Raw genomic sequence first — 13,410 nt, 5'->3', positions numbered from 1 at the left:
TTGGGACGGAAGGGGTACGTGGGCTTCGAGCCTACGGGTTTCGCCGGTCCGGTGCGCGCGGCCTTCTACTGGTCCGACGAGAAGCGGAGCGAGGCGTCGGGAAGTGTCGCGCCGCACCACACCCGTACGCCTTCGCGCAGCTCGTTGTCCGCGCCCACCGTCGCACCGTCCCCGACGACCGCGCCGGAGACGACCGTACGGGCGCCGATGGTGGCGCCCGCGCCGATGAGGGAGTCGGTGATCACCGCTCCGGCGCCGATCACGCAGCCGGGGAGGAGCGCGCTGCCGTCGATGCGGGCGCCCTCGCCCACGGTCGCCCCCTCGCCCACCACCGTGCCGCCCGTGAGCTTCGCGTCCGTGGCTACGGACGCGGTCGGCAGGACCAGGCGGTCGCCGCAGCGGCCCGGCACCGCCGGGGACGGTGCGCGGCCCAGCACCAGGTCGGCCGAGCCGCGGACGAACGCCTGCGGGGTGCCGAGGTCCAGCCAGTACGTCGAATCGACCATGCCCTGGAGGTGCGCTCCGGAGGACAGCAGGTCGGGGAACGTCTCGCGTTCCACGGAGACGGGGCGGCCCGCCGGGATCGTGTCTATGACGGAGCGGCGGAATACGTACGCACCCGCGTTGATCTGGTCGGTGACGATCTCTTCGGGGGTCTGGGGCTTTTCGAGGAACGCCGTGACCCGGCCCGTGGGGTCCGTGGGCACCAGACCGAAGGCCCTGGGGTCCTCGACGCGGGTGAGGTGCAGCGAGACGTCCGCGCCCGATGTGGTGTGGGTGGAGACCAGGGCGCCGATGTCCAGGCCCGTGAGGATGTCGCCGTTGAAGATCAGGACCGGGTCGTCGGGCGAGGAGTGGAGGCGCGAGGCGACGTTGCGGATCGCGCCGCCGGTGCCCAGTGGCTCCCGCTCGGTCACGTACTCCAGGTGCAGGCCCAGCGCGGAGCCGTCGCCGAAGTACGGCTCGAAGACTTCGGCGAGGTACGACGTCGCGAGGACGATGTGTTCGACTCCGGCCGCCCGCGCGCGGGCCAGCTGATGGGTGAGGAAGGGCACGCCTGCCGCCGGGACCATCGGCTTCGGTGTGTGCACGGTGAGCGGGCGCAACCGGGTGCCCTTGCCGCCGACCAGGAGGATCGCTTCAGTCACCTTGTCGTCTCTGCTTCCTGCTGGGGCCGGCCGGGGTTCGGGCAGGCCAGTGTATGCAGACTGTTCGAACGGCCCCGGTCAGCAGGTCAGCGGCCCTGTAGGCGGGCCGAGGCGTCCCGGGTCTCGTCGAGCTTGCTGTAGAGGCGGCCTCCCGGGCAGTCGGTGACGTATCCGTCCCGGTGCCCGGAAATGACGTTGAGCTTGACGATGGTGCCCTTCTTGAAGCGGTTGCCGCCACCCGACTTGAGCGTGGTCTTGGCCCGCGGGTCTGCTCCGTACAGACCGAGCTTCCATGCGGTGAGGCGGGCAACGGCGTTGACCACGGCGGCGGGTGGGTTGGACTTGCTGTACGAACCGAGAACGGCGATGCCCGTGCTCCTGCTGTTGAAACCGAGAGTGTGCGCCCCCAGGACCGGCTTGGCCACACCCCCTGCCCGGCCTTCGTAGATGTTTCCGCACTTGTCGACGGCGAAGTTGTAGCCGAAGTCGCGCCAGCCGCTGCTCTTGACGTGGTAGCGGTAGATACTGCGCAGAACGGAGTCGGCCTGCGAACAGCTGTAGTTGTTGCCGGTCGCGCTGTGGTGCACGAAGGCCGCCTTGACGCTCTTGGTGTAGACGAAGTTGCGCTCGCGGAGCTGCTCGTTCGCGCCCCAGCCCTTGCGGGTCACGATGCGGGGCCGGGGGCCGATGAGGGGCTTCCCGCCCCCCAGCACGAAGGTCTGCTCCTCCGTCTCCGCCTTGGTCAGGGCCGGCACCTCGGTGGCGCCGAGCGGCGCCAGGTCGGCGTTGACCGCGGAGGCCGCGGCGTCCTCCGCGGTCAGGAGCGTGGTGCGGGGGTCGTCGGCGTCGTCCGCGGCTTCGGCATGGGCGGCACTGTCGTCGGCGTTGGCGTCGGCGCCGTCCGCTGCCTCCGCCGCGGTGGTCGTGGTGCCCGCCGGGGGGTCGTCACCGGGGTCCACCAGTTCGAGGCGCAGTCCGGACGGGAGAGCGACGGCGCGCTCGGCGGCGGGGGCCTCGGGCCGGACGCGTACTTCTACGCCGTCACTGGCGCCGACCCACAGGGGCGCGGTCGAGCCGCGGACGTTCCCCGCCTCGCGCTCCGGTGTGCCGGAGTCGGGGGCGTGCTCGTGGTTGTGGGTTTCCAGGTGCTGCCAGCCCGACCAGTCACCCGTCTCGGTGGAGCGGGTACGGACCTGGGCGGTGCCGTGGAGTTCGGCCTCGGCGTCGTCCCAGACGACGCCGACCAGCGAGAACGGCTTGGCGTCACGCTCCGTCAGGCCCTGCGGAGCGGTGCCCGCGGCTCGGCCGTCCGGTACGAGTGGAACGAGGGGCAGCGATTGGGTGGAGCCCGGCGGCGCCGTATTGGCGGGGGCCGGGGCGGCGGTGGCGACGGTGGGCAGGACCAGAGTGGCGGTGCACGCGACTCCGATCGCGGAAGCAAGGAATGCACGCATGCAGTAGATCTTGGGCATAAATAGACAAATATGTCCATTGGGGAGTTGACGGATCGTCGGCCGAACCGGTGCACGGGCGGCTCTCCCGCACCCGGGCGGCGCGGCCCCCGCCCAGCGGCGCGGCGTACTCTTGCGCGGGTGAACGCCATCGATCGCACCCCCGCCGACCTGCTGCGATCCGCGCTCGCCGCGGACCCGGCGCAGCCCCTGGTCACCTTCTACGACGACGCCACCGGCGAACGGGTGGAACTGTCCGTCGCCACCTTCGCCAATTGGGTGGCCAAGACCGCCAATCTGCTCCAGGGCGACCTCGCCGCCGGCCCCGGCGACCGGCTCGCGCTGCTGCTGCCCGCGCACTGGCAGACCGCCGTCTGGCTGCTCGCCTGTTCGTCCGTCGGTGTGGTCGTGGAGGTCGGCGGAGATCCGGCCGGCGCCGATCTGGTGGTCAGCGGGCCCGACACGCTGGAGGAGGCACGGGCCTGCGGCGGGGAGCGCGTCGCGCTCGCCCTGCGCCCCTTGGGCGGCCGCTTCCCGCAGCCGCCGGCCGGGTTCGCGGACTACGCCGTCGAGGTGCCGGGGCAGGGCGACCGGTTCGCGCCGTACGCCCCTGTGGACGCGGACGCGCCCGCGCTGCGGGTGGGCGGTACGGAACTCACCGGGGCCGAGCTGGTCGACCGGGCACGCGCGGACGCCCAGAGCCTCGGGCTCGGTCCGGGGGCGCGGCTGCTCTCGGGGCTGGCGTACGACACCTGGGAGGGCCTGTCCTCGGGACTCTTCGCACCGCTCGCCGTCGGCGGCTCCGTGGTGCTGTGCCGGAATTCCGGCCTGCTCTCCGAAGACGGTCTCGCGCAGCGGATCAAGAGCGAGCGGGTCACCAACACGGCGGTACTACAAGCGCCCTGAGGGCCACCCGTCCGGCCCACCGGCTGCCGAGCCCTGCGGCTTGAGCGCCGGACTCCGGTGGATGATCGACGGTACGCACCGCACAACCAAGCGCGAGGTTCAGCCGTCTACCCCTGCGATCGGCGGCCCAGCGCGCCGCCGACTCCGTGAAGGATGGACGCAGACGTGACCGACAGTGCTGGCACGCCCTCCGGACCGGACACTCCGGCCGAGGAGGACGAGGCGAAGGACCCGGCCACGGAAGACGCGGGCGGGGGAAAGGCCGAGGAGGAGTCCGAGAAGTCCGAGGAGGAGGGGGGCGATGCCGGTGAGAAGAGCGATGCCGGCCCTGCCGCCAACGACTCGCGGCGCTGGCTCCGTTGGACCGCCCTCGGCGCCTCCTTCGCGCTGCTCCTCGCGGCCGGTGTCGGCTGGTGGCTCTACCGGAAGCTCGACGGCAACATCACCACGGACACCACCGCCGCCGCCGAGCTGGAGGAGTACGAGAAGGAACGCCCCACACCCATCGCGGTGAATGCCCAGAACATCCTGCTCATCGGGTCCGACACCCGCTCCGGCAAGGGCAATCGCAAGTACGGTCCGGACAAGGGCACCCAGCGCTCCGACACGACGATCCTGCTGCACCTGGCCGGAGACCGCAGGAGCGCCACCGCCGTCTCCCTGCCGCGCGACCTGATGGTGGACGTCCCGAGCTGCCGCAAGCCCGACGGGTCTCGTACGGAGAAGCGGTTCACGCAGTTCAACTCGGCGTTCGAGGTCGGCGGTACGGCGTGCACCATCCGTACGGTGGAGCGCCTCACCGGCATCCGGGTCGACCACCACATGGTGGTGGACTTCGAGGGCTTCAAGGGGATGGTCGACGCGGTGAACGGCGTCGAGATCTGCCTCAAGGAGCCGATCGACGACGACGACGCGCTGCTGCGCCTGGCCAAGGGCCGCCAGAAGCTGAACGGTGAGCAGGCCCTCGGCTTCGTACGGGCCCGCAAGACCATCGGCGACGGCAGCGACACCGAGCGGATGGAGCGCCAGCAGCGGTTCCTCGGCGCGCTGGTGAACAAGGTGCAGAGCAACGGCGTGCTGCTCAACCCGACCAGGCTCTACCCGGTACTGGACGCGGCGACGAAGTCCCTCACGACCGATCCCGGGCTCGACTCGCTCAAGGACCTGTACAACCTGGTGCGCGGCATGCGGGACATCCCCACCGAGCGGGTGCAGTTCATGACGGTGCCCCGCCAGCCGTACACGCAGAACCCGAACCGCGACCAACTCGTCGAGCCCGACGCGGGACGCCTGTTCGAGCAACTCCGCGAGGACCACCCCGTCTCGGTCGTTCCGGCGGGCGCCGAGAAGCCGGAAAGGACCGGCGGGAACCGGGGCGACGAGAAGCCCGACGACGCCGGGTCGCCGAGTCCTGCGCCGACGCCGACTTTCACCGGAAGCAACGCCGCCACGGCCGAGTGCGAGTAAAGCCATAGCCAAGGCCCGGCGGGACGGAGAACAGATTGGGCGTATTGCCCAGTTGTAAGGGGAGTGGAATTTGTCACGGACGTCGCCCCGCGCTGAACTGGGCAGATAGTGTGACGCGATCCGGTGCTTCCGGCCCTGAGGTCGCACTGCTGGAAAGAACGCCAGAGGGCCTGGGGGGAGGCGCCTCATGTGGCACCGACGGAGGACTCAAGCAACCGTGGATGCGCAAAACCGTGGGCGGGCCGAAGAAATCGACCCCGCAGACCAGTGGGTTCTCAACCCGGACACCGGTCATTACGAATTGCGACTGGACCAATCCGCTGGGCAATCGCCCTCGGTGGTCCCGCCCCGGAGAGCCTCGTCGAGAACGCAGACGCGTGAGCGGACCGCCAACCCCCGGCGCGAGGTCCCCGGCCAGCGCAGCCGTCGTGCCGGGAACGGCTCCCGGAGCGCGGGCGCCTCGCGCGACGCCGCCGCCGGCGGCCCCGGCCAGGCGGGGCGGCGCAAGCGCAAGGCGAAGAAGTCGGGCAAGAAGAAGGCTCTGCTGTGGACCGGCGGTGTCATGGGCTTCGTCCTCGTCGGCGTCTCGGTCGGTGCGTACCTCGTTTACGACCGTCTAAACGGGAACATCAACTCGGTCGACGTGGGTGACGCCGCCAAGGGCGGTACCGACGGCCCGATGAACATCCTGATCATCGGCACGGACAAGCGCACCGGCAAGGGCAACGAGGGTTACGGCGACCGGGAGAACACCACCGGGCACGCCGACACGACGTTCCTCTTCCACGTGTCGGGCGACCGTACGAACGCGACGGCGCTGAGCATCCCGCGCGACCTGAAGATCGACATTCCCGACTGCCCGACCAAGCAGCCGGACGGCTCGGAAAAGATCATTCCCGGCAAGGCGTACACGAAGTTCAACGAGAGCTTCGGCGTGGCGGGCCGGGACCCGGGCTGCACCATGCGCACGGTCACGGAGATCACCGGCCTGCCGATCCATCACTTCATGATGGCCGACTTCAACGCGGTCAAGACGCTTACCAGTGCGATCGACGGCGTGGACGTCTGCCTGACGGAGCCCATCAAGGACGACAAGTACTCCAAGCTCGATCTGCCCGAGGGCGACCACACGCTCGAGGGTGAGGAAGCGCTCGCCTTCCTCCGCAACCGGCACGGCCTGGGCAACGAGAGCGACCTCGACCGGATCAAGATGCAGCAGCAGTTCATCGCGTCGATGATCCGCAAGATGAAGGAAGAGACGCTCGGCAACCCCAAGCGGATGCTCGCCCTCGCGGACGCCGCCACCAAGGCGCTCACGGTGAACAAGGAGATCGGTGACATCCCGAAGCTGAAGGGACTCGCCGAGGAACTGGGCAGCATCAACCTCAAGAACATCTCGTTCATGACGGTGCCCGTGATCGACAACCCGGCTGAGACGGTCAAGGCGACCGTGGTCGTCGACCCCGTGAAGGCCCCGCAGGTCTTCACCGCGCTCCAGAACGACGTCTCCTTCTCCGATGTGAAGAAGAAGGAGAAGGCCGCCAAGAGCAAGCAGGCCGCCCTGCTCAAGGGACCGCGGGCCGAAGCCTCCGACGTGCGCGTCGACGTCTACAACGGCAGCGAGACCAGCGGAGCCGCTCAGAAGACCCTCAACTGGCTCCAGGTGCAGAAGGGTGTGCTCAAGTCCACGAACAAGAGCAACGCACCGGAGAAGATCGCGAAGACTACGCTGGAGTACGCACCGAACCAGGCCGACCAGGCGCGCAAGCTCGCGGACCTGATGGGCCTGCCGGCTTCGGCGCTGAAGAAGGGCACCGAGGACGCCGGCGAGATGCAGGCGATGGTCCTGACCCTCGGCGCCGACTTCAAGGGGGAAGGCGTGCCCATCTCCGGTCCTGTGAAGGCGCCCGAGGTGGACGGGAAAGTCCAAGCGGACAAAAAGATCTGCGCCAAGTGAGACCGGGTCACCGGACCATGCGGCGCGCCTGAACGGCAGGGGGGCCAGGGGTGGGGAAGAACAGCGTGCGTGGGGAGGGGACGCGGCGACGCGTTCCGGACGCAGGTGAAGGCGGCGGGAGCGACAGCCCGCACGACGGCGGGCCGGACGGAGCACCGGGCGGCGCGGTGCGCGCTCCGGCGCGCCCGGCCCCGGACGGGCCCGTGCCACGGCCCCGCCGGCCGGGCAGCACGTCCCGGCGCGGCAGCGCCTCCCGGCACGGCAGACGGGGCAAACGGCGGGTACTGCGCTGGGTCGCCGCCGTACTGTCCCTGCTGATACTCGGCACGGCCGGCGCCGGATACCTCTACTACCGCCACCTCAACGGCATCCTGAAGAAGGACGACCTCAACCTCGGCGACAAGCCGATGGCCGGTCACAAGGCCAACGCGGCGGGCCAGACCCCGCTGAACATCCTGCTCATCGGCTCGGACGCGCGTAACTCCGACGCCAACAAGCGGCTCGGCGGCGCCAAGCGCACCTTCGACGGCCCGCCGCTCGCCGACGTACAGATGCTCCTGCACGTCTCCGCCGACCGCAGCAACATGTCGGTGATCAGCATGCCGCGCGACACCATGCTGAACATGCCCAAGTGCACGGACCCGGAAACCGGCGAGTCCTATCCGGCGACCGTCAGGCCGAGGCTGACCAACGAGAGCCTGGGACGCGGCGGTCCCGGCTGCACGGTCGCCACCTGGTACAAGCTGACCGACATCACCATCGACCACTTCATGATGATCGACTTCTCGGGTGTGGTCTCGATGGCGGACGCCATCGGCGGAGTCCCGGTCTGCGTCACCGACAACGTCCACTCCCGCAACAGCAAGGGCGAGGGCTCGGGCCTGAAGCTGGAGGAGGGCACGACCTACATCAAGGGCGAGCAGGCCCTCCAGTGGCTGCGCACCCGTTACGGCTTCGAGGACGGCACCGACCTCGCCCGTGCGCACGGCCAGCACATGTACATGAACTCGATGGTCCGCGAGCTGAAGAAGAACACCAAGCTGAGCGACCCGAACAAGCTGCGCAAGCTGGCCGAGTCCGCCACCCGGGCGCTCACCGTCGACCCGGGGCTCGACACCGTCAAGAAGCTGTACGACCTCGGTGAGGAGCTCAAGAAGGTCCCGACGTCGCGCATCACCATGACGACCATGCCGTCGGTGCCCGCGGGCGACAGGGTCCTGCCGAAGCCGGACGAGGCGGAGCTGCTCTTCAAGATGATCCGCGAGGACACCCCGCTGGACGGCAAGGCTTCGAAGAAGCAGAAGCCGAAGGAGTCCAAGGACCCGGCCGCCCCGGACGCGGAGATCGGCGTCATGGTGCAGAACGGCACGTACACCGACGCCCTGGGAGCGGCGACAGGGCGGGCCCGTGAAGTCGCGGGCGTGCTGGTGGAGAAGGGCTTCACCGAGGCCAAGGCGGACATTCAGCGCAGCCCGCAGGAGCGGACGACGGTCTACTACCCGAGCGTCGACCTGGAGGGTGACGCGCAGGCGGTCGCCAAGTCGCTCGGGCTGCCGCTGAGTTCGGCGAAGAAGTCCACCGAGGTCTCGGGCGTCACGCTGGTCGTCGGGGCGGACTGGCGTACGGGCAGTACGTACCCCAAGTCGGCGAAGGACGACGGCAAGGCGAAGGAAGACGCCCTCAAGTCGGCCCGCGCCCTCAAGGGCGACAACGACGAGGCATGCATGGACGTGCAGCCGGGCTTCACCTGGTAGCCGGTGCGGTGACGACGAAGCCCCGGGCGGCGCGGACACCGCGTGGCCCGGGGCTTCGTCTCGTACGTACTACGCCTGGGTCCGCGCCTCTTCGGCCCCGGCCGTCCGCACCGCCGGGCGGCGGCTCGCGATGACCTTCTTCGCGAGCGAGCGCGGGCTGGTCAGGAAGCCGAAGCCCCACGACATGTGCATGGTCCCCAGGGCGACGGGGATCTGCGCCCGCGCCTTCAGCGAAAGGCCCTTGCCCGCCGGGACCGAGCCCGCCACGATCGCGGCCAGGTAGCCGGCCGGGACGACGAAGCCCCACGGTGTGAGCGCGGCGCCGACGACGATGCCCGCGGCGATCGCGCAGACGGCGGTCGGCGGCGCGAGATAGCGCAGGTTGATGGAACCGGCGTGGTAGCGGGCGACGACGTGCCGCCAGCGGCCGTAGTCCTTGTACTGCTTGGCGAGGGCCTTGACGGAGGGCCTCGGGCGGTACTGGACGCGGAGTTCGGGCGAGAACCAGATGAGGCCGCCCGCCTCGCGGATCCGGAAGTTCAGCTCCCAGTCCTGGGCGCGGATGAACTCCTCGTTGTAGCCGCCCTGTTGTTCGAGGGCCTCGCGGCGGAAGACGCCCAGGTACACGGTTTCGGCGGGCGCGGCCTCGCCGCCCGTGTGGAACGCCGCGTTGCCGACGCCGATCTTCGACGTCATGGCGGCCGCGACCGCTTCCTCCCAGGCGTTCTCGCCCTCGGCGTGCATGATGCCGCCGACATTCTGCGCGCCGGTCTCCTCCAGGAGGCGGACGGCGGTCGCGATGTAGTTCGGCGAGAGCATCCCGTGGCCGTCGACCCGCACCACGACGGGGTGCCGGGACGCCTTGATGGCGGCGTTCAGCGCGGCCGGGGTGCGCCCGGTGGGGTTCGGGACGGTGCGGACGCGGGGATCCTCGCGTACCAGCTCGGCGGCGATCTCCTCGGTCCGGTCCGAGGACGGGCCGATCGCGATCACCACCTCCATCTCGCCGTCGTAATCCTGCTCCAGGATGTGGCGGACCGAGTTGCGCAGATGCCGCTCCTCGTTGAGGACCGGCATGATCACGGAGACTGCGGGTGTGGCGTTCATATCAGGGGTCACGTTACCGCGAACGGGGGACACGGTCGCGCGGCGGCCGCGTCGCTGCGCGGGGTCGTTGATCGTATGGGCTTACGTTGCTGCTGATCCCCCCTTGCCTTCGCGGAGGTTTCCCACGTGCCCAAGTCGCCCCGTCCGCAGAAGGGCCGCAGTCGGAGGCAGGACGAGCGCCCGCGGTGGTCGATGCGCCTGTTCACCACGATCTCCGTGCTGGTGCTGTGCGCGGGTGGCATCGGTCACGCGGTCGTCTCGGGGATGGACACCGGCATTGAGCGGGTCGATCCGTTCAAGGACATGAAGAACCGCCCGGCGGCCGGTCACGGCACGAACATCCTGCTCGTCGGCACCGACGGCCGCGACAGGATCACGCGGGAGGAGAAGCGGAAGTACCGGCTGGGCGGCGAACCGTGCCACTGCACCGACACGATCATGGTGGTGCACATCTCCGCCGACAGGAAGCGCGCCAGCATCGTGAGCCTGCCGCGCGACAGCTACGCGGAGGTGCCCGAGCACACCGACCAGGTCACGGGCAAGCACCACAACAAGCACCCCGCGAAGATCAACGCGGCGTACGCGGAGGGCGGTCCCGGCCTCACCGTACGGACCGTCGAGCACATGACGAAGGTGAAGATCGACCATTACGTGGAGGTCGACTTCACCAGCTTCATGCGGACGGTGGACGTGATCGGCGGCGTGGAGGTCTGCACCGTCCGCCCGCTCAAGGACGGCTACACCGGCCTCGACCTGCCCGCCGGCACCCACCGGCTCAACGGTGGCCAGGCCCTTCAGTACGTACGCTCGCGGCACATCGACGGCGCCTCCGACTTCGGCCGCATGCAGCGCCAGCAGCGCTTCCTCGCCGCCTTCATCGCCAAGGCCGGTACCCGCGGCGTCCTGCTGAACCCGGTGAAGTTCCGGGAGCTGACGTCCACGCTGCTCGGCTCGGTCCGGGCGGACAAGGGGTTCGGTACGGAGGAGATGCTCACCCTCGGTCAGGCGATGCGGGGCTTCACTCCCGCGTCCTCCGAGTTCACGTCCGTACCGGTCGCCGGAGCCGGTCCGGCCGTCGCGAGCATCGGCTCGACCGTGAAGTGGGACGAGGCGAAGGCCGGGAAGCTCTTCGAGTACCTGCGCGAGGACAAGCCGCTCGCCCCGCTGCGGCGGAAGAAGACGGCGACGCTCGTCGACGTCCCGCCGCAGCAGATCGCCGTACAGGTCTACAACGGGACGCTCACCCGGGGCCTGGGCAAGCGGGTGGACGACGGGCTGCGCTCCACCGGCTTCCGGACCACCCGCCTTCCCGAGGACGCCGACCGGCACGACGTGAGGCGCACGCTCGTCACGTACGACCCGCGCTGGGACCGCTCGGCGAAGTCGCTCCGGGCGGCGCTGCCCGGGTGCGAGCTGCGGGCGGTGGACGGGCAGGGGGCGCTCATGAAGGTGATGGCGGGCACGGACTTCAAGGGGGTGCGGGCGGTGCGGGCGGACGATCCGTACCAGGGCCGGTTCGGCACGGTCACCGGCGACCAGGTGGTCTGCCCGTGACGGGCACGGTCACCGCCACCGGCCACCGGGCCCCTAGGTCGATCGTCTGCCTGTGACAGGCCGTATCAGCTCTCCATGTCCAGTCCCTCGGCCGCGCGCTTGTCCCTCAGCTCCTTGATCGCGCGGCGCCGCGCGAGGCGGTGCGTGCGCCGGATCTGCGCCTCCTGGTAGCGGCGGCGGTCGCGCTCCGTCTCGGGTACGACGGGCGGGACGCGGCGGGGCTTGCCGTCGGCGTCGACGGCGGCGAACACGAGGTAGGCGCTGCCGACCTGGGTGGCGGGCGTCGACTCGTTCCACCGCTCGGCCAGGACGCGTACGCCGACCTCCATCGACGACCGGCCGGTCCAGTTGACCTGGGCCTTCACATGGACCAGGTCCCCGACCCTGACCGGCTCCAGGAAGACCATCTCGTCCATGGAGGCGGTGACGGCGGGTCCGCCGGAGTGGCGGCCCGCGACGGCGCCCGCGGCGTCGTCCACCAGCTTCATGATCACGCCGCCGTGCACCGTGCCGAGGAGGTTGGTGTCGCTGCCCGTCATGATGTGGCTGAGCGTGGTGCGGGAAGCCGCGGTGGGCTTGCCCGGAATGTGTTCTTCCGGGTGCTGGGGCTGATCTGTCATGCCCTCCACCTTATGCGCGGGGCGCATTGCATCAGCTCTGCAACAGCCCTGCCCCGTTTTCCCACCCACCCTGTAAGCGGCCCACCCCCAGCCTGCACACTGGTCCGCATGAGCGACTGGCCGGACGGATGGAACGACCGCAACGACCCGCACGGACGCGGCAGCGGCGGCACGCAGCCCGAGGGCGCGCGGGTGATGAGGCATGTCCAGCGCGGCCAGGTGCCGCCGCCTGCCGCCCCGGTGCCTCCGGTGCACCGCCCGGTGCCGTCGCAGCCGCAGGGTTACGACGACGGCTACGGCCAGGGCTCCCACGGTGACGGATACAACACCGGCCAGGTCTACGGCGGCGGCGGCCGGCCGCCGCGCGGACCGCGCGTGGGTCCGGCACCGGACTGGAGACGCCGGATCAAGGTCGGATCACTGACGCTGGTCGTCGTGCTCCTCGCCGTCTCCATCGGTACGTACTTCTGGGCCGACGGCAAGCTCAAGCGCGAGGTCGACCTGGCGAAGGTCATCGACCGCCCCGAGGCCGGTGACGGCACGAACTACCTGATCGTCGGCTCGGACAGCCGCGAGGGCATGAGCTCCGACGACAAGAAGAAGCTGCACACCGGGTCGGCCGAGGGCAAGCGGACCGACTCGATGATGATCCTGCACGACGGCTCCAACGGCCCGACCCTCATCTCGCTGCCCCGCGACTCCGACGTGGAGATCCCGTCCTTCGTCGGATCGGAGTCCGGCAAGAAGTTCCCGGGCCAGGGCCGGCGCGTGAAGCTGAACGCGGCGTACGCCGAGGACGGCCCCGAGCTCCTGGTCCGCACGGTCGAGCACAACACCAACCTGCGCATCGACCACTACGTCGAGATCGGTTTCGCCGGCTTCGCCAACATCGTGGACGCGATCGGCGGAGTGGAGATGGACATTCCGAAGGCGTTCAAGGACAAGAAGTCGGGCGCGGACTTCCAGGCCGGCAAGCAGACGCTGAACGGCGAGCAGTCGCTGGCCTTCGTCCGTACGCGCTCCGCCTTCGCGGGCAGCGACCTGGACCGTACGAAGAACCAGCAGAAGTTCCTGGCGGCGCTGGCGAGCCAGACGGCGACGCCGGGCACCATCGTGAACCCGTTCAAGCTCTACCCGACCATGGGCGCCGGCCTCGACACGCTCGTCGTCGACAAGGACATGAGCCTGTGGTCGCTGGGCCAGATGTTCTTCGCGATGAAGGGCGTCACGGGCGGCGAGGGTACGTCGATGAACATGCCGATCTCCGGGAGCAACGGCAGCAACCTGGTCTGGGACAAGGCGAAGGTCGAGCAGCTCATGAAGCAGCTCAAGAACGACGAGAAGGTCACGGTCACCGGCAACTAGCAGGACATGACGGAGGGGCCCGGACGGATCACCGTCCGGGCCCCTCCGCCGTACTGCCCGTGGTCCCGCCGGGCGTGCCGC

10 protein-coding genes are annotated in these 13,410 nt (G+C 69.7%); 6 read left to right on the top strand and 4 right to left on the bottom strand.

Annotated elements, in window-relative coordinates:
• Nucleotides 1-65 precede the first annotated feature (65 nt).
• Together manB and AS594_RS20980 are read right to left on the bottom strand one after the other, a co-directional pair.
• Nucleotides 66-1,148 carry a mannose-1-phosphate guanylyltransferase gene (gene manB / locus AS594_RS20985; protein ID WP_069928504.1) on the bottom strand — a complete coding sequence of 361 codons (1,083 nt, stop codon included), beginning with the start codon at nt 1,146-1,148 and terminating at the stop codon, nt 66-68.
• Nucleotides 1,149-1,234: 86 nt separating this feature from the next.
• Nucleotides 1,235-2,602 carry a peptidoglycan recognition protein family protein gene (locus tag AS594_RS20980; RefSeq protein WP_069933839.1) on the bottom strand — a complete coding sequence of 456 codons (1,368 nt, stop codon included), beginning with the start codon at nt 2,600-2,602 and terminating at the stop codon, nt 1,235-1,237.
• 138 nt (nt 2,603-2,740) lie between these two features.
• Here AS594_RS20980 and AS594_RS20975 point away from each other — a divergent pair, with 138 nt between their 5' ends.
• From AS594_RS20975 to AS594_RS20960, 4 genes are all read left to right on the top strand, one after another.
• Nucleotides 2,741-3,505: a TIGR03089 family protein gene (locus tag AS594_RS20975; protein WP_069928503.1), complete on the top strand. Its 765-nt coding sequence runs from the start codon at nt 2,741-2,743 to the stop codon at nt 3,503-3,505.
• 165 nt (nt 3,506-3,670) lie between these two features.
• Nucleotides 3,671-4,972 carry an LCP family protein gene (locus AS594_RS20970; protein ID WP_420877812.1) on the top strand — a complete coding sequence of 434 codons (1,302 nt, stop codon included), beginning with the start codon at nt 3,671-3,673 and terminating at the stop codon, nt 4,970-4,972.
• A gap of 217 nt (nt 4,973-5,189) precedes the next feature.
• Nucleotides 5,190-6,929, top strand: a complete 1,740-nt coding sequence (locus AS594_RS20965) for an LCP family protein (protein ID WP_069928501.1) — start codon at nt 5,190-5,192, stop codon at nt 6,927-6,929.
• A 50-nt stretch (nt 6,930-6,979) separates the two neighbouring features.
• A complete protein-coding gene (locus AS594_RS20960) occupies nt 6,980-8,683 on the top strand; it encodes an LCP family protein (RefSeq protein ID WP_069928500.1) in 1,704 nt (567 codons plus the stop codon).
• Between the two features lie 69 nt (nt 8,684-8,752).
• Here the strand turns inward: AS594_RS20960 and AS594_RS20955 are convergent, their stop codons facing one another.
• Entirely contained in the window at nt 8,753-9,790 is a 1,038-nt protein-coding gene (locus AS594_RS20955) for a glycosyltransferase family 2 protein (protein ID WP_069928499.1), read from the bottom strand.
• A gap of 126 nt (nt 9,791-9,916) precedes the next feature.
• On the opposite strand from AS594_RS20955, the gene AS594_RS20950 reads away from it, so the two are divergent.
• Nucleotides 9,917-11,344, top strand: a complete 1,428-nt coding sequence (locus AS594_RS20950; RefSeq protein ID WP_240509062.1) for an LCP family protein — start codon at nt 9,917-9,919, stop codon at nt 11,342-11,344.
• A 65-nt stretch (nt 11,345-11,409) separates the two neighbouring features.
• Here AS594_RS20950 and AS594_RS20945 read toward each other — a convergent pair whose 3' ends face one another.
• Nucleotides 11,410-11,964 carry an acyl-CoA thioesterase gene (locus AS594_RS20945; RefSeq protein ID WP_069928497.1) on the bottom strand — a complete coding sequence of 185 codons (555 nt, stop codon included), beginning with the start codon at nt 11,962-11,964 and terminating at the stop codon, nt 11,410-11,412.
• Between the two features lie 108 nt (nt 11,965-12,072).
• Between AS594_RS20945 and AS594_RS20940 the strand changes: the two genes are divergently transcribed.
• Nucleotides 12,073-13,329: an LCP family protein gene (locus tag AS594_RS20940; protein ID WP_069928496.1), complete on the top strand. Its 1,257-nt coding sequence runs from the start codon at nt 12,073-12,075 to the stop codon at nt 13,327-13,329.
• Nucleotides 13,330-13,410 lie beyond the last annotated feature (81 nt).

The sequence above is a fragment of the Streptomyces agglomeratus genome, assembly GCF_001746415.1.
Classification (GTDB): domain Bacteria; phylum Actinomycetota; class Actinomycetes; order Streptomycetales; family Streptomycetaceae; genus Streptomyces; species Streptomyces agglomeratus.
Note: the sequence above shows the minus strand (reverse complement) of the source record. Positions and strands in the feature narration are given on the sequence as shown.